Origin of the sequence: Fibrella aquatica (assembly GCF_041321135.1) — a bacterium.
Taxonomy (GTDB): domain Bacteria; phylum Bacteroidota; class Bacteroidia; order Cytophagales; family Spirosomataceae; genus Fibrella; species Fibrella aquatica.
In genome coordinates this window covers 71,761-90,852 of record NZ_JBGGWF010000011.1, presented here as the reverse complement: position 1 = coordinate 90,852, position 19,092 = coordinate 71,761, and the positions used below count along the sequence as shown (strand labels likewise).

The following is a 19,092-nucleotide window of genomic DNA, read 5'->3' as shown; positions in this document are numbered from 1 at the left end:
CTATCCCTTCGTTTTTCGGATGCGTACAGGTACGCAGATGTCGGGTTTACAGGTACAAACGGCGGGGGGCAGGATCAATGTCAGGTCTTTACTACACCCATCGGCCGTGAAAATCCGGATGGTGTAGGGCAGCCCCTCGCCGCTATCCGGGTTGGGTAGGTCGTTACGCAACACGCCATTGGCCGGTATACTTGGTAACGTACCCAGATCGGCAACAGTGGTAGTAAAACTAGTACCCTCCGAAATAGCGTAGCGCCAAGCCAGGTCGAACGTAATAAGCCGCAATTGGCCATCCGGCCGGGGTAACGGACCTGCGCAAGTTGGCGCAATGGCCTCTCCCGTCAGCGTCAGATTATCGGCCTGTGTGAGTTGGAACTGAATTTCTTCGCGGCATCCGTTAGCGTCAGTGACCGTCAGCGAATACGTACCCGCGGTCAAATTGGCAATATCTTCCGTTTCGGCTCCGGTGCTCCACGTGAAGCGATACGGCTGTTCCGGCATTCCAGGCGTAGCTCCTTCAACGGTTACGTCAATACTGCCGGTAGCCGAGCCGTTACACACAACTGGACTCACAACGGCATTGAGGGCGTAGGGCGGGGGCTGCGAAACCGAAACGGGTGTGGTGGCGGTGCATCCGCTGGCGTCCGCTACCGTTATGGAGTACAGGCCCGCCGACAATCCCGATACCGATGAAGTAGCCTGCCCATTGCTCCACGAATACGAGTAAGGTAGAGTACCCCCAGTGGCCGTTACACTAATGAGTCCGTCTGTTCCGGAGAAGCATCGAACGGCAGACACGGCAGTTGTCAAACTTATCGCGGTTGGTTCACTCACGGTGAACGAATCGGTAGCCGTACAACCATTTCCGTCGGTCGCAATCACGGTATACACATCAGCCATGAGCCCGCTCAGCGCCGCCGCCGATGCACTGAACGTACCTGACAGATTCGCCCACAGGTACGTATACGAACCATCCAGCGATGCAGGGGAACCACCCGCCACGGTCACACCAACCGTACCATTGGTGCCCGACAGACAACTCACGGGCATTGCTATACCAACGAGGCTCAGGGCATTGGGCTGGGTTATGGTGAATGAATCGGTGTATTGGCAACCGTTCCCGTCGGTAATGGTCACGCTATACAAGCCTGCCGAAAGGCCCGTGTTGAGAGAATTGTCCGGGCCGTTACTCCACGCGTATGCATAGGGCAGGGTGCCGCCACTAGCCGTTACACTCACGGCTCCATCGATGCCACCCAGGCAACTCACCGCCGATACCGTGCCCGCCACGGTTAGCGAAGCCGACTGCCCAACGGTGAACGAATCGGTTAGCGCACACAAACTGGCATCGGTGACAGTGACGGAATAAACGCCCGCCGATAAGCCCGTAAGCGCCGAGGTCGACGCGCCGCCTGCCCCAGGTCCAGCCCACAGGTACGTATACGGTTGTTCCTGCGTGATGGGCGTGCCGCCCGTGACGGTAACGCTCACCGCCCCGTCGGTACCGCTGAAACAGGCAATAGACGTAGCGGTTCCGGTCAGGCTCATGACGGTTGCGGGCTGACTTACCGAATACGACCGAATGATGGTACAGCCGTTATCATCCGTCAAAATCACGTTATACGTTCCTTCTAACAAGCCATTCACGCTGGATGTAGCCGCACCGGTTGTCCAGGTGTAGCTGTAAGGACTAATTCCCCCGGAGGCGGTCAAACTGACGATTCCATCAGTCCCGCCAAAGCAACTGACCGGCACTATTTGGTGCGTCAAACTTAACGGTTCGGGTTCACCCACGTGAATGAGCAGATCGACCTGGCAGTTATTGGCATCCCCGATTTTGAGGATGTAGGCCCCGGCGGTCAACCCGGTCAGGTCGGGTGTATTTGGCAGCGGATTTTGATACCCGTCGGCCCAGGTGTAGCTGTATGGTCCGGTGCCGCCCGTCAGCGTGGTGCTGATGGCTCCACTGGTGTGACCAAAGCAGTTGGCGTTCTTAACACTTGTTTGAGCGGCTAGCCTGAGGGGTTCCATCAGGGTAATGGTCACCGTATCGCGGCAGGCATTGGCATCGGCCACAAAGACTGTGTATACCCCGGCCGATACATTATCGATCCGATCGGTGTTGCTCAGTACCGTTGTAGCCTGCGCATCAGTCCAGGTGTAGCTATAGGGACCGGTGCCGCCCGTCACCGAAGCCACCGCGCCACCTGTTTTGTTCCCTTCGCAACGGTTATTCTGCAACGCCATCGTGACCGTTAGTTGCGGTGGCTCGGTAACCGACAGCGACAGCAGTGCCGAACAGCCATTACCATCTGTCACGGTTACCGAATACAACCCAGCCGCGATACTGGCCTGATCAGGCTGCGTTGCGCCATTGTTCCACTCGTATCGATACAGGAGCATACCACCGGAAGCCGTTATACTAACCGCTCCGTCTGTTCCTCCTGCGCAAGAGGCCGGTATGGCCAAACCTGATACCGACAAGGCGGCGGGTTGCGTGATGGTTTCGCTCATTGTTTGGCTGCACAGATTGGCATCGGTGACAGTGACAGAATAGACGCCCGCTGATAAACCGGCAATGACCGAAGTCGACACGCCGTTTACCCCAGGGCCAGCCCACAGGTACGTATACGATTGCCCCACTCCAGCAAGGTTACCACCGGTAACAACCACCGACAACGACCCGTCGGCCCCGCCAAAGCAGCTAACCGCCGCCGGACTTATCTGCAACCGAAGCAGATCTGGTTGCGTGAAGGTTCGCGTTAAGGCTGTCTGGCATCCGTTTTGGTCGGTAACGGTTACCTGATACGTACCTACAGTCAGGCTGGTACGGTCAGAAACGGTGGCTCCGTCGGTCCAGAGGTAATTGTAGGGCGCAGTACCACCCGCTACGGTCAGGCTGATAGTACCTGCGGATTCGCCAAAACACACAATGCCCGTCGTTGAAGCGTCGATGGATAAGGCTGTAGGTTGCGTAAGGGTAAGGCTGGTCGACGTAGCACAACGGTTGGCATCTGTCACCGTGACAGCGTAAACACCCGCCGTAAGGCCGGACAAATCAGCTCGTTGTGAGCCCGTATTCCAGCTGATTTCGTAAGGGGCAGAACCGGCTGTTGGCGTGCCACCCATGACGGTCAGACTCGCCGTTCCGGTAGCCCCGCCAAAACAGGCAATGGCTGTTTGGTCGGTAATCAGCGAAAGAGCCGGTGGTTCGGTGAGTGTGAATGACCGCACAAGCGCACAGCTATTGGCATCGGTTACGGTGACCGAATAAACGCCCGCCACCAGATTAGCGATCAACGGGGTGGTGGCTCCGGTATTCCAGACGTAGGTATAGCCCAATACGCCGGGTGTTCCTCCCGACACATCAACAGCGAGTTGGCCGGTGTTTCCACCCGAACATAGAATAGCTACGGCTATGTGGGTCAGGCTCAAGCTGGTCGGTTCATTCACCAGGGCGGTTGAGGTAGCGGTGCAGCTATTGGCATCGGTGGCCGTGACCGAATACGTACCGGTGCTCACCCCCGATAGCGACTGTGCAGACGTACCTGTGTTCCAGACATAGGTATATGGCATGGCACCTGCCGCCGGCGTGCCGCCAAGTGCCGTGGCCGACAATACGCCATCGGCAGCGCCGTAGCAGTAGGGCGGCACCACAAACATGGTTAAGACAACACCCACAGGCTGCGTCAACGACCGACTCAGCGTGATATGACATTCCTGCGCATCCAAGACGTTGAGCAGGTACGTACCCACCGGCAAACCGGTCCGATCAGGTGCGTTCAGTACAACGTCCATCCAGCTGTAGTTGTAAGGTGCGGTACCTCCACCAATGACGGTACCGATTGTTCCATCGGCCCCGCCATAACACCCGATTGCTGTACTCGTGATACGTCCGGTCAATGCCGTTGGCTGACTGATAGTCAAGCTGTTTTGGCTCGAACATTGATTGGCATCGGTGGCCATTACGGAATAAATACCAGCGGTTAACCCGATAAGGGTGGGATTGACAGAACCTGTATTCCACAGGTACGTATACGAGCCAACTCCCCCGGTCGCTGTTAAACTGGCAGTCCCGTTAGCCTCCCCGAAACAGCTGACATTCGTGCCCGATACAGCTACCGAAACAGCCGTGGGCTGGGTTAGCGTGAACGAATGGGTCAGAAAGCAGGCATTGGCATCCGTGACGGTTACCGAGTAAACACCCGCCGGAACGTTGTTGATGGATGAGGTAACTGCGCCCGTATTCCACGAATAAGCATATGGTAGCGTTCCGCCCGAAACGGTTATATTGGCCTGTCCGTTGGTACCGCCGTTACAAAGAATGTTTGTCTGGGTTCCGGAGATTGTCAAGGCGGCTGGCTGGGTAACGGTAGTTTGGGCGGTAGACGAACAGGCATTGGCATCGGTGATAGTCAGAAAATACGTACCGGCCGGCAAGGCGGTAAGCTGTTGGCCGGTCGAGCCGTCGTTCCAGCTATACGAATAAGGCATGGTTCCGCCCTGAACGTTCGCCGTTATGCCGCCGTCGGCACTACCAAAACACCGGGCTGCTGTGGGCGTAAGGGCCAGCACAAGCGGCGTAGGCTGATCGATTCGCACCCCGTTACTGGTCTGACAACCGTTGGCATCGGTCACCACAACGAGGTAATTGCCCGCCACTAAAGCCGTCCGGTTTTGTGAGGTTAGTCCATCGTTCCAACTGTAGGAATAAGGCCCTGTACCACCAGAAGCGGTGAGGCTGATGCTTCCCGTGGTACCACCAAAACAGGCCACGCTAACGCTACTCACCGTCGACATCAGAGCTGGGGGCTGCGTAATCGTAAACGACTGACTGATCGCGCACTGATTGGCATCGGCAAGGCTGACGGAGTAGATACCCGCCATCAGCCCCGCTCGATCCTGATTCGTGCTGCCATCGTTCCAGACAAACGACCGCTGACCGGTTCCGCCCGAAACCGTCAGGCTGATACTTCCCGTTTCGGCACCAAAACAAGCAACGGGCCGCGTAATGCCAGCCAACGTCAGCGCATCGGGTTGGGTAAGCGTGATTGACCGAACCTCTGAACACCCATGACCATCCGTCACCGTCACCGAGTATACACCCGCGGCTAGTCCAGTCCGGTTATGGTCTGTTGATCCGCTCCCGGTTGGTCCGTTCCACAGGTACGTATAGGGCAAATTTCCACCGGTCACGGCCAGGGTTATCTTACCGGAAGCGTTTTCAAAACAGGTTAAGTTTTCGGGGAAAGCCGCTACGGATAGGGCTGTTGGCTGATCGATGGTGAAGCGTAACTCGTCGGAGCAGCCATTGCCATCCGTAACGGTCACCGAGTACACCCCAGCTATCAGGTTTGCGTTAGTTGCCGTGGTGGGGCCGTTACCCAGTGGGCCGGTCCACGAATACGAATACGGCACCGTGCCCCCCGCGGGGAACACGGTGATTTGCCCGTCGTTTCCGCCAAAGCAGGTTACATGGTCGAAACTGCCGCCAAGGGTCAGGCCGGGTGGTTGGGTTACGCTTCGGATGGCGGTGGCGGTACAGCCGTTGGCATCGGTGACTACTACGCTATACGTACCCGCCACGATGTTTGTCAGCGTGGGGATGGAAGCTCCGTTGGCCATCGGGCCAGACCAGTCATAGGCAAACGGCGTTCGTCCACCCGAAGCGGTCAGGCTAACCACCCCCGACTGATCGCCGTAGCAGGGCACGTTGGTTGCCGCCGTTTCCAACGTTAGGGCTGGCGATTCAGAAATAGAGATCGTGGTGCTTTGTACGCAACTGTTACTGTCTACTACTTTGATCACGTACCAACCAGCGGGCAATCCGGTTGTCAGCGTACTGTTGCTGATCACCGTATTGGCGGCGTTGGCCATTGTCAGCGCGTAGGGCGGCGTAGCCCCTTCAATTTTCAGCGAAATAACGCCGGTAGCCTCGCTGTTACAGGCCACAGCCGTTACACTGGCTGCAACGCCAAACGGAGGTGGCTCCACAATAGTGGCCGACGTAGTAGCCGTACAACCGTTTATATCCGTAACCACTACGGAATAAAAACCAGATGGCAAACCATAGACCGATGCCGTAGTGGCTCCGTTACTCCAGACGTATGAATACGGCGATGTGCCACCCCGGGTATCGGTAACAATGCTGGCGGGCTGCGCATTGCACAACACCAGCGAAGGGTCAGGCTGAATGGTTAGCGGAATGGGCTGAATGATGGGCACCGAAACCAGTAACTGACAGCCGTTTGCATCGGTAATGGTCACCGTATATGTGTTGGAAGTCAACCCTGAAATAGCCTGCGTAGTGGCTCCGTTGCTCCACAGATAAGTATAGGGTGCTACGCCGCCGCCGGGCGTCAGGCTAATGGCTCCGTTGCTGCTGTTTGTGCAGCCAACATTGGTGTGGCTTTCGGTAGCGGTCAGACCGGGTGATTGCGTCAGCGAGCGGCTCATCGTGATGAAACAGGCGTTGGCGTCGGTCATCGTCAGCGAATACGTACCGGCCAAAAGACCGGTTCGATCTTCGGTGGTACCCGCATCCGACCACAGGTACGTATAGGGTGCAGTACCTCCAGAAGGCAGTATATCAATGGAACCAGTGGCCCCGCCAAAGCAGACGATCGATACCGTGTTGGCCGTGAGCGACAGCGCCGCGGGTTGCGTGACGGTGGTGGTGCCAAAGCCAGTGCAGCCGTTACCGTCCGTGACGGTCACCGAATAAATGCCCGCGCCCAAGCCCGACAATGCCGACAATGACACGCCGTTGCTCGCCGGACCGTTCCAGGCATAGGTATACGCACCCGAACCGCCTTGGACCATTAGGCCTACTTTCCCGTCTGAGCCGCCAAAGCAGGAAACAGGTTGTGGCGCCAGGGTAAGGCTGAGTGCCGACGGTTGCTGAATCGTAGCCTGCGCTTTGGCTACGCAACCGTTTCCGTCGGTAACCGTAACCGAGTAAGCGCCCGCGGGGATGCCCGTCAGCGACTGACCAGTAGCACCACTGCCCGTTGGGCCCGCCCATCGGTACGAATACCCACCGGTGCCGCCAGTAGTGGTCAAGCTGACGAGGCCGGTAGACGCACCATTGCAAGAAACGGGCACCGACGACAAGGCCACATTCAGCGCTGGTGGATTGGTCAAACTAACAGCCAGGGTCTGACTACAGCCGTTGGCATCTGTGACGGTTACCTGATACGTACCGGCAAAAACGCCGGTTATATTCCGGGTCTTGAGGCCATTCACCGATTGCCCCGTCCACAGGTACGTATACGCGCCGGTGCCTCCCGTTGCGGTCAAGTTGATGGCTCCCGAAGGCGCGCCGAAGCAGGTAGGGTTTTGTGTAGTGGCCGTCAAAGTCAGGGCCGGTGGGTTGGTCAGGGTAACGCTACGAATCAGTAAACAGGCATTGGCATCGGTTAGGGTCACCGAATACACCCCGGCTACCAGAGCCGATATGCTTGCGGTGGTGCCCCCCGTATTCCAGCGAAAGCCATACGCGCCCGTTCCGCCCGTAGCCGAGAGGTTAATGCTTCCGGTAGCCGACCCAATACAAGCCGGATTTTGCGCGGTTGTTGTCGCGTTCAGGCCCGGTGGATTAGTCAGCGTTACGGTCAGGATTTTACTACAGCCGTTGGCATCCGTGACGGTCACCGAATACGTACCTGCCCCTAAACCAGACAAGTCCTGCGTTATCTGCCCCGTTGACCAGGTGTATGAGTACGCGCCCGTTCCGCCCGAAACCGTCAGGTCAATGCGGCCATTCGTACTCCCGAAACAAGCGGGTGATTGCGGGGCGGCCGAGAGTGTCAGGGCCGGGGCTTGCGTGATAATGGTTGACGTAGCCGCCGTACAGCCGTTTCCATCGGTAATGGTCACCGAATAACTACCGGCTGCCAGACCCGTCTGGTTTTGAGCCGTTGCGTTTACGCCCGCGGTACCGGTCCACAGGTACGTATAAGGGCTCGTGCCTCCCGTTGGGGCCAGGCTGATACTGCCAGTGGCCGCGCCGTTACAGGCTACATTTTGTTTAGTCAGATTAGGCGTAATAGCGGCGGGCTGCGTCAGGCTGACAGTCTGGCTTACTACGCAATTGTTGGCATCGGTAACAACCACCGAATAGCTACCAACGGCCAGCGAGGCAACGGTCGACGTAGTTGCTCCGGTACCCGGCAAACCAGCCCAGGCGTAGGCGAATGGACTTTTTCCGCCCGAAACAGTTACGGCAATCTGGCCGGTACTGGCTCCGTTGCAGGCAATATGCTGCTGGGTGGCGGTAAGCGAAAGGGCGGCAGGTTGCGTAACCGAAAACGGCTGCACAACCGAACATTGGTTTGCATCCGTAACCGTCACCGAATACGTACCGGCCGATAGCGCCGTAAGCACCGGATTTGCAGCACCCGTATTCCAGCGGTACGCATAAGCCCCCGTTCCACCCGTAGGCGATAAGGCTACACTCCCGGTTGTACCGCCAAAACAGGCAACAGGTTGCTGCGTGGCATTCAGCAAAAGCGGAGCGGGTTGGGTCAACGTTACGGAGGTCGTGGCCCAACAATCATTGGCATCCGACACAGTTACTGAATACGTACCCGCTACCAAACCAGCCAGATTCTGCGTTGCCTGCCCCGTTGACCAGGTGTATGAGTACGCGCCCGTTCCGCCCGAAACCGTCAGGTCAATTCGGCCGGTATTGGCTCCGTTACAGGTGGGGTTTATGCGGCTAGTGGTCAGCGAAAGGGCGGGCGGTTGCAGAAGAGTCGTTGCTGCGGTAGCGGTACAGCCACTGGCATCCGTGACGGTTACCGAGTAAACACCCGCCACCAGACCAGCCACCGTTGATGAGGTTGCCCCCGTATTCCAGCGGTACGAAAGAGCGCCGGTTCCTCCGGTGGCAGAAAGAGCAATGCTACCCATAGCGGTTCCATAGCAACCTACCTGTTGCGGCGTCAGTGTGAGCACAATAGCCGGGGGTTGGGTTACCACTACCGTCAGGCTTCCGATACAGTTATTGGCGTCGGTAACCGTAGCCACATACGTACCTGCCAAAAGACCGGTAAGGCTGGGTGTAGTAGCGGTCAGGGTAGTACCGCCGCTGCTCCACGAATATCGGTAAGCCGGTGCCCCACCCGTTACTGAGAGGCTGATAGCGCCCGTATTACGTCCATTACACGAGACATTTATTACCGTCGACGAAACGGCAATGGTGGTAAACTGCCCAACCGCAGCACTGCCCGACGTGACGCAGCCGCCCCGGTCGGTGACCGTAACCAAATAAACACCCGTGGGTACGTTGGTCAGGTCTTCGGTGGTGGCGCTTGTCCCTGTTGGGCCCGTCCAGCGGTACGAATAGGGCGTGGTGCCACCACTTGGCGTAAGATTCACCTGACCCGTTGACTGCCCGAAACAGGCCTCGTTTTGTGTTGAAAACGCCAGCGTTGGCGCGGCTTTAATGGTCACAGTCTGAGTTACGGAGGCCGTACAGCCGTTTATGCTGGTCATCACCGCCCGTAATGTACCGGTACCCGCCGCCCCCCAACGCACGGTGGCCGACTGACTGATTGGTGTTCCTCCCGACAGAATGGTGCCGTTGGTTACACTCCACGCATACGTACCTGCCGTGGCCGAGAGCGTATACGGTACAGTGGCCCCCACGCAGAAAGAGGTACTACTGGTCGACGAACCGGCAAATTTCAGCGCGGGCGTATCGGCCTGAATCACGAACGAGGTGGTATCGACGCAGGTATTTCCATCGCGCACGCTGACAAAATAACGCCCCGACTTAGCCCCCTGAATAACCTGTGTGGTCAGCACCTGCTTGTCGGGCGTGATCCATTCGTATTGGAAATTACCGCCGGTACTGATCGGAATCACAGTCAGCGATACCGTTCCCGTTGGCTGGCAAATGATGGGCGAACTCGACAACACATTGACGATCAGGTCGCTGTTATTGTTCACGTATTCCAGACATACCTGCCCTTCGCGCCCCAATTCGTTTTGCACAATGACCCGAATGGTGTCGCGGGCACAAATGGGCGCGGTGGTACTCATGGTGTATGTAACACACTGCTGATTATTGAACGTCGCCGATTTAGTGTATTTACCCGGTAAAATACTTTTGATTGTATTGGTGGTACCGCAACTGGTGAGCGTGAGGCAGTAATCGACGGGGCTGCCCACGGTGACCTGAGCCACGGTGATGAAATCGTCGGGCTGACCAGATTTGGCGTTGATCACATCGACCCGGGCTTCGTAGTTCGAATAATACCCGTAGTTACCCGTTGAGCCACCGCCCGTGTTCGAGACAACACCCACGTGAAAACGCTCATTCGATGTCAGCGTGTTTACATTATCAACGGCGGCGATGGAGCTGTTCGGAAAACTGATAATACTCTGCGGCACTCCATTTACCGTGACTAGGTCGATCACCGTGCCGTAGACTGAAAATGGCTGTCCGCGAAACGTGAGGCTCGACGTACCTGACGACGGTATCGTGACCAGCGCCTGATCGTTGGATGCGGCGGTAGTTCGGTAAAAATCGATGCGTTTACTGCCGTTACAGGGGTTAATGGCCGGGAGTAGGCCCATTCCAAACTCATTCTGACCATACGACGATACGTGATACGCATACGCTTTCTTACTCGTTTTGATGTAAAAAGCGCGATTTTGGGCCTGATTGGGCAAATTATACGTATACACCTCCCCCGCCTGAAGCGTAGCGGTTGCCAGCACCGACGACGTACCTGCAACCGTGGTAGGGCCGCTGATGGTAACTGTGGTATTATTTTCAATAGCCACTATAAACACGTAATCGGAATTAGCGGCCGTATTCAGACTGTGTACAGCCACATAGTCAGTACCGGCCGTGCGGGCAGGCACGAGCTGATCGATACCGGCGTCGCGGTTACCGCTATAGGGCTGTACCGTATGTTGCGACCCCGAATTGACCACAATCGGATGGTCGGGGTCGGAGGTGACGAGCGTACCGGCCACCGATTTATTTTCGGTATTGACGCCGTTGTTGATCACTTTTGAACTGACCATATACGTCTGTCCTGCATCCAGCGTAACCGTAAACGGTACATTAGCGGGGTGACCTTCCAGATCGATCGGGCTGCAAAACGTAACGGTTGTGCCATCCATCGTGGCCATGACCGACACAAAATGCCGTTCAAACGCATTGTTATTCCCTCCCAACCGCGTTTGACTACCGGCATAAAACGCATAGCCCAGCGCGGCGCGGCATTTCAGGGGAACAATATCCTGATTGAGCGTTGGCGTGAGTCGGTACGTTACCTGAACGGGCTCACCGGAGGTAATGATCAGGCCTTTATCTCGCTCTTTCGTGTTCGGCTTGTCAGACATCACCACCGATGTCGGGAGCGATACAATGGTTGATCCTGTGGACGTTACGGCTACCGTTTTGGTAAAAGAGCCGTCGGCACTGCGGATGGTAACGGTAGTATACGGAGCCGATGTTGACAGTACCAGATCCTGCGAACCGTACACACTGGCCCCGCCGCCGTTGGGCACCCCCCAAATGGGCGGCATATAGCAGGTATTGGGCTGAACGCAACTCTGGAACCGATCACACTCCGGACAGTCAGGGTCTTGACAATCAATGAGTTTATCGCCATCATCATCTATGCCATTGTTACATATCTCGGTAGCCTGTGCCAATGAAACATACGGCCACATTACCAGTAAACAACTGGCTATCAATAAAATAACTATACGAATGGAATAAATTTGGTAAATTTTAGTACCCATAGTACATCGACACACATGTAGTGTCGACAAAGGCACCAACTTTTATGCCATACACAATTTTGTAAGCGTATAAATACATGAAGCACTAACAAGTGCTCGTTAGGAGCATTTAAGTATCTATACGTAAGCCATAAATGCCTTTCAACCCATTTTTGACCAATTTCGGCCTTCAATTACTCATTTAGCTGTATTTTAGTATCAGTACTTACCTATTTCACTTTAGCAATGGATACACTTTATCGAATTTCCAGGTCGCTGCTTCACCAGCGTCTGGTCTGGCTGCTGTGCCTCTCTTTAGCCAGCCTGAGCGTGGTAGCTCAGTCTACTACCCGCTACACCATTAAAGGTCGCATCACCGAAGACAATGGTCAGCCACTGCCGGGTGCTACCCTGCTTATTGCCGGCACCACGATCGGCACCTCATCTGATGCTGACGGCAATTTCACGCTGGCAGCGACCGTGAAACCCGGACCGGCCACGCTGGTGATTTCGGCCATTGGCTACGAAACAAATCAGCAGCCGATCACTTTCGGAACAACCGAGCAGATTACGCTGAATGTCACTGTCAAAGCATCCTCGACCAACCTCGACGAAGTGGTCGTAACCGGTTCAACATTATCGGCCCCCAAGCGTGAGCTAGGCAATGCCATCAGTACGGTTAAAGCGCAGGACCTGGTGCAATCTGGCTCGGGAAATCTGATCAATTCACTACAGGGTAAAGTACCCGGCGCACAGATTACCCAAAACTCCGGCGACCCGGCGGGTGGTATCACCATTCGGTTGCGGGGCATCAAGTCGCTGGCCGGTTCATCTGATCCGCTCTATATCGTGGATGGAGTCATTGTCAGCAACGCCAGCACCAACGTATCGCAACTGGCCCTGGCCAATGACGTGGGTAACTCGAATGTGGGCCAAAATCGCCTTTCCGACATCAACCCCGACGATATTGCCACCTTAAACGTGATCAACGGGGCGGCAGCAGCGGCTCAATACGGATCGCGTGCGGCCAACGGTGTAGTGATCATCACCACCAAACGAGGTAAGACCGGCAAGCCACAGGTATCGTTCTCCACCTCGTTCAACGTCAACGAATTACGCAAGATGGTGCCTGTGAATACATATGGAAAACAATTTGGTTTTACGGCCCTACGGCTATATCCGATTGGTGGCATTTCGGCGGCGCAAATTGCAGCCAACCCCGGCACTACTACTGCGGGGGTTTTTCGCGACGGAACAACCACTCAACTGGCTACTAACCTCGTTGATGTAACACGCTACAATTACTTCGATCAGATTTTCCGCACGGGTACAGGTTCCGACAATAATCTCTCGGTAGGCGGCGGGAACGACAACACGCAGTACTACGTGTCGCTGGGTTATTTGCAGAACCAGGGCATTATCAAGGGCACCGACTTCACGCGCTACAGCCTCCGCGCCCGCGTAGATCAGCGCTTGACAAACTGGGCCAAAATGACCGTTGGCCTGAGCTACGCCAACAGCCTCTCGAACGAGAAAGCCAACGGAAACGTGTTTTACAGCCCCATTAACGCGGTCAATATCACCAACAACATCTACGACATCACCCGTCGCGATGCTGCCGGTAATCTGCTCGCCGTTGAACCCACTCGCGTAAACCCGCTATCTACGATTGAAGACATGGAGTTTTCGCAGCAGGTTAGCCGCACCATTGGTAGTGTGCAACTGAATCTGACGCCGTTTAAAGGCTTCGCGGTTGACTACATTGCCGGTGTCGATTCATATTCACAACTGGGCAAGAACTACATTCGGCCTTACCCCTATCAGGCGGTGGCTGGTTTGCCTGCCGCCCGCTACCCGCAGGGCTACGCAGCCAACGCCACCAATATGGTTATGCAGTTCAACAATGACCTGAACGTATCCTACCAGACCATGTTCGGTGAAAATATTAAGCTGAACGCCATTGCTGGCTACAGCTACCAGTACTTCCAGTCTGACTATACCACGCTGAGCGGACAGAACCTCTCGCCCTTTATTGAAACGGTAAGCGGCACTAGCAATACAACCTACGGCCTGGGTTATGGACTTGACCGCTACGCGCTGAACGGCCTGTTTGCGCAGGCAACGGTTGGCTACAAAAACCTGGCGTTCCTGACCGGAGCCGTCCGCCGCGACCAGTCAAGCAAGTTCTCGCCCTCGCAGACCAACCAGTATTACCCCAAAGTGAGCGGTTCGTTTATTCTGTCTGATCTGGATTTCTGGAAGAGCGCGGGAATTGGCCAAACCATCAATGGCGTGAAACTACGGGCCAGCTACGGTGAGGCCGGTAACCTGTCGGGAATTGGGTCATATGCCCGTTTCTACCAGTTCAACCCGGTTGGTTTCCTGGGTCGGAACACGATTGTACCCGGTACGCAACTGGCCAACCCGGATGTACAACCTGAACGCATGGCCGAACTGGAAGGAGGTGTTGATGTGGGCTTGCTCAACGGAAAAGTCAATCTGGGCTTCACCGCTTACCAGCAAAAAATCAGCAACCTGATTGTGAACCGCACGCTCGCCCCATCAACGGGTGGTACCACTATTCTGAACAACGTGGGAGCCATGCAGAACACAGGCTTCGAGATCTCGCTGGACGTTCAACCCATAAAAACCAAAGATTTTAGCTGGGATTTCATGGTGATCTACAATCAGAACCGCAACAAAGTCACCGACCTGGGTGGGCTAACGGTGGTCGATGTTGGCGCGGAAGGCGTATCGGGTGCGCCCGTACGGCTGCTGCTGAATCAACCCGTTGGTGTGTTCTTCGGCACCGGCTACGCCCGCCGTCCCGACGGTTCACTGATCCTGACATCATCGGGCTTCCCACAGTCTGAACGGGCACTGGTGGCCAATACAGGCACGACCGACTTTACGCCTGCTCGCCTGTCAGACGGCAACGTAGACGTGAGCAAGCCCCTGGCCAACGTGATTATTGGTAACCCAAACCCGAAATGGACCGGCTCGTTCAGCACCAATTTCACCTACAAAAAGCTCAATCTGCATGTGTTACTCGACGCCGTGCAGGGTGCCAATGTATTCAACGCCGACAAACGTACCCGGCAGGGCGTAGGTCTGGGCGACTTTGCCGAGCAGGAACTGCGGGGTACGTTACCACGCGGCTACATCTTCGGTATCTACAACACCCAGGAGTTTCGCGTCGATCCCGGTTCGTACACCAAGCTTCGCGAACTGTCGCTTAGCTACGCGCTACCCACCTTTACCAAGGCCATTCGTGGCCTGAACGTGGCCCTGATTGGCCGGAACCTGTATTCGTGGGACAACTACACCGGCTTCGACCCCGAAACCAATGCGGGCGGTAACAACGACCTGATCCGCGGCGTCGACTTCGGCAACGTACCTATTCCACGTACCTACCAACTCAAACTAACGGCATCATTCTAAAAACACCTCACCCCCGGCCCCTCTCCTTCACAAGGAGAGGGGGGTGCTCGGCCCATTCTTTGGCGTAGCTCCGCCAAAGCGGCTCCCCTCTCTCACTCTGGGAGAGGGGCTGGGGTGAGGAGAAACTCTTTCAAAATGAAAAAATTCATCATTCTTTCGGCCATACTCGCGGTGACGCTGGCAGGTTGCCAGACGCCCGAATACTTGAACCCCAGTTCGATCAGTCAATCCCAGGCGGTAAGCTCGCCCGATGGGTTGATGACGCTCTGCAACGGGTTGCAATTCCGGTACACAACAGGCGGCGCGTTGAGTGTGCTTTATAACGCCACAGCCGGAGCCGGTCTGACCACCCGCGAACTGAGTGTGCTGAACGTCGGTAACATCGAAGAAGCCAATCTGGCTACGGGCGGTGGCAACGTCAATAACGGCAACGGGGTAGTACGTAACCTCTGGACGCAATCGCAACTGGTGCGGGCCAACGCCGAGCTAATTCTGGCCAACACGGCCGTGGTCGACAATGATCCCGGCACAAAAAGCGGCATCGTGGGCTATGCATCTATTTTTCGGGCGCTGGCGTTGGGTACGTTAGCGCAGTTCTTCGAGCAGGCACCAATCACCACGGCCACCAACGCACCGTTTGTGTCGCGGACTCAGGTGTTGCAGGAAGCGATCAGGACGCTGGAAGCCGCCGCTACGCAGGTCGCTGCTGCCCCCGTTTCGGCCAATTTTACCAGCAAAGTGGTTCCGGGCATCGATATTCCGAACACAATTCAGGCGTTGATTGCTCGGTATGCGCTCTTTGTGGGTGATAACGATAAAGCCATTGCCGCCGCCGCCAAAGTTGATCTGACCAAGCGGTCGGCGTTCAATTTCGACGATAACACCCGGAATCCACTGTTCGAGGCCACGTTTGGTAACCTGAACAACTACCAGCCTACCAACGCCAATCTCGGCCTGATAGGTACGTTGGCCCCTGACCCGACCGACAAGCGACTGGCGTTTCTGACCAAAGTGAGCAGCAACACCGCCGTTACGCCCGTAGTAGCCTCAGCCTATTACACAGCCAACAACGCGGCCGTTCCGGTGTATCTCCCCGGTGAAATACCGCTGATTCAGGCCGAAGCTTACGCCCGTAAAAACGACCTGACCAACGCCGTGACGCAGTTGAACCGGGTACGTACTAAAGCCGCTACGGCTGATGTCTTCGGGTTAGGTGCAGGGTTGCCAGCCTACGCGGGTGCCAATACGGCTACTGATATTCTGCTGGATATCTACAAAAACCGCCTCATCGAATTAGCCTTCCAGGGTTTTCGGCTCGAAGACAGCCGCCGCTTTGGACGTCCTGCGGCGGGTACAACGGGTGCCGAACGCAACCGAAACTTCTTCCCCTACCCCCGCACCGAACGCGATAACAACACCAACACGCCCGCCGATCCGGGGTTGTAAAAACAGTTTGTAGTCTGTCGTTTGAGGTTTGTGGTTGCGCTGCTTCTCATCAAGTATTGTGATGTAACAGCGCAACCACAAACCTCAAACGACAAACTACAAACTGTTTTCCTCGTACCTTTCGGGTCGTAAAAAGCAGTTTGTTATGATCATTGCGCTCGGCACCGACCACGCCGGTTTCACCTACAAAGAATTGGTAAAAGCCCACCTGACACAGGCCGGCCACACCGTTATCGACAAAGGCACTTATTCGCCTGATCCCGTCGATTACCCTGATTTTATTCGCCCTGCTGCTCAGGCCGTTCTCGACGGTGAGGCTGAGCGTGCTATCGTGTTCGGTGGCTCGGGCAACGGCGAGGCCATGACTGCCAACCGCCTGAAAGGTATTCGCTGCGGTCTGTGCTGGAGCGAAGACACCGCCCGCCTCACCCGCGAACACAACGACGCTAACGTGCTCTCGATGGGTGCGCGCCAGATTTCAGAAGAACTAGCCCTCCGCATCGTCGACATCTTCATCGAAACGCCATTCGAAGGTGGCCGCCATCAGGCAAGGATCGAGAAGCTGGATTTGTAAAAAAAGTGTGTCGTTTACAGTTTCGCTGCCACTCATGAAGTAATACGATGTAGCAGCGCAACTGTAAACGACACACTTTTTTTACATGTAGTCAGGCAGTTCGATGCCCTCCTTTTCGGTCTTTTTTTCAGCGTTGGATGAGCTGAACAGGCTCACTAGCTTTTGAACAGGCTTGCTGGCGAATAGGCCCGCAAGCCTGTTTAGTGTCGATACCCCCCACTTCGTTTTCGGATACACGAGCCAGGGCACACCAGGAGGCAATTTCTGGACCTCATCTACATAGGGACGCATGCGTTTTTCGTAAGCGGCGAACGCATCCTGATGGCGTTCATGCGTAGCTAACTCACCAGCCAGCACGTAGGCACCAACCATAGCCAGGGTGACTCCCTTACCGGTCAACGGCGTGGGGCAATAGGCGGCATCGCCAATCATCACCACCCGCCCATCCGACCATCTGGGGGCTTTTATCTGGCCTATTTTGTCGAAGTACACATCCTGCGTTTTATCGATCGCGTCGATGATCCGGTCTGCTTCCCAACCGGCACCAGCCAGCTTGGCTTTCAATACGTCTTTTTGGGCCGCAGGCGACAACTTTTCGTAGGCCTTATCAGGTTCCATGAAGGCGACAGATGCCCGTATGGTGCCCTGATTGTCAGGGCGCAGCATAACCACACGCTGGTTAACGGCAGTGTACCAGCGCCACCAGTTGTTGTCTGTCTCCTGCCGGGGAATAGTCAGGTACGCCGTGTATAGCCCCAGGTATTTGAATTTGGGCTCGTCGCCAAACACCAGTCGGCGGGTGCTTGATCGAACACCATCAGCAGCGATAACCAGCTGGAAGATTTCTGTTTTGCCACTCGAAAAGGCCACGGTTACGCCATCGGGCTGTTGATCCAGACCCACAATCGAATCGCCAAACCGGTAGTCTACATCCTGCTTCGTACAGTTATACAGAATACTGACCAGGTCGCCCCACAAAATCTCCAGTTCGCGGGTACCACTGACTGCACCGTCTTTCGGAAAGGCGGCCACTACCTGGCCATCCTGATCAATGAATTGCAGACCAACCTCGCTCGTATTGGCAACCCGTATGGCGGGTTCAATGCCCATTTTACGGACAATTTCCTCGGCCGGGCCATTGATGTCAACATTCTGGCCACCAAGACGCAGTGAGGCTGAGCGTTCAATAAGGGTGACCTCGTAGCCGTATCTGGTCAGCCAGAAAGCCAGCGTGGGGCCCGCAATACTGGCACCGGATATAAGTACTTTTTTCGACGCAGATGTTGTCATACTCAGTAAACTGTTATCAACAGAAAGAGGCTACTTTTACCATATGAAACTATATAATCTACTAGTAACGCTGTGCCTTGTATTGGGCATCAGCCAGGTTGTACGGGCGCAAGCCTCTATCGACGAAACGGTGAAGGAATGGGAACGGGCTAAAGCCTATACGAAGGAATATCTGGATGCGATGCCAGAGTCGGGCTACGCGTTGAAACCCACGCCGGAAATGCGTTCGTTTGCCGAGCAAATGCTTCACTTGACCGACGCCGGTTACGGCTTTGGCTCAGCGGCCACAGGTGAGAAAAAGCCAGACGGCGTAGCAGATCTGGAGAAGTCGACAACGGACAAATCGAAAGCCAACATCACTAAACTCGTATTGGCAAGCTATGATTTCGTGATTGCCGGAGTGAAAAAGCTAACGCCCGCTCAGATGAGCGAGCAGGTAAAACTGTTCGGCCGCTTCGATATGAGCCGGGCCACGGCACTGGCCAAAGCTTTCGAGCACCAGACGCACCACCGCGGCCAAACCACCGTCTACATCCGCCTGGCCGGGGCCAAACCACCGCAGGAGAAGTTGTTTTAATTGGGTGGTTAAATATTGA

Annotated in this window: 6 protein-coding genes; 4 read left to right on the top strand and 2 right to left on the bottom strand. The window is 55.7% G+C overall.

What is annotated here, in order from left to right:
- Positions 1-11,547, bottom strand: coding sequence for a hypothetical protein (locus tag ACAW87_RS20850; protein WP_370725580.1), 11,547 nt, complete (start codon positions 11,545-11,547; stop codon positions 1-3).
- Positions 11,548-11,991: 444 nt separating this feature from the next.
- Here ACAW87_RS20850 and ACAW87_RS20845 point away from each other — a divergent pair, with 444 nt between their 5' ends.
- From ACAW87_RS20845 to rpiB, 3 genes are all read left to right on the top strand, one after another.
- Complete coding sequence (locus tag ACAW87_RS20845) at positions 11,992-15,186, top strand: SusC/RagA family TonB-linked outer membrane protein (RefSeq protein ID WP_370725579.1); 3,195 nt, start codon at positions 11,992-11,994, stop codon at positions 15,184-15,186.
- A 135-nt stretch (positions 15,187-15,321) separates the two neighbouring features.
- On the top strand, positions 15,322-16,632 hold the full coding sequence (locus ACAW87_RS20840; protein ID WP_370725578.1) for a RagB/SusD family nutrient uptake outer membrane protein: 1,311 nt from the start codon (positions 15,322-15,324) through the stop codon (positions 16,630-16,632).
- A gap of 145 nt (positions 16,633-16,777) precedes the next feature.
- Positions 16,778-17,206 carry a ribose 5-phosphate isomerase B gene (gene rpiB / locus ACAW87_RS20835; protein ID WP_370725577.1) on the top strand — a complete coding sequence of 143 codons (429 nt, stop codon included), beginning with the start codon at positions 16,778-16,780 and terminating at the stop codon, positions 17,204-17,206.
- An 81-nt stretch (positions 17,207-17,287) separates the two neighbouring features.
- On the opposite strand, the gene ACAW87_RS20830 is transcribed toward rpiB, so the two are convergent.
- A complete protein-coding gene (locus tag ACAW87_RS20830; protein ID WP_370725576.1) occupies positions 17,288-18,496 on the bottom strand; it encodes an FAD-dependent monooxygenase in 1,209 nt (402 codons plus the stop codon).
- 43 nt (positions 18,497-18,539) lie between these two features.
- Between ACAW87_RS20830 and ACAW87_RS20825 the strand changes: the two genes are divergently transcribed.
- Complete coding sequence (locus tag ACAW87_RS20825; protein WP_370725575.1) at positions 18,540-19,073, top strand: DinB family protein; 534 nt, start codon at positions 18,540-18,542, stop codon at positions 19,071-19,073.
- The last annotated feature ends 19 nt before the right edge of the window (positions 19,074-19,092 follow it).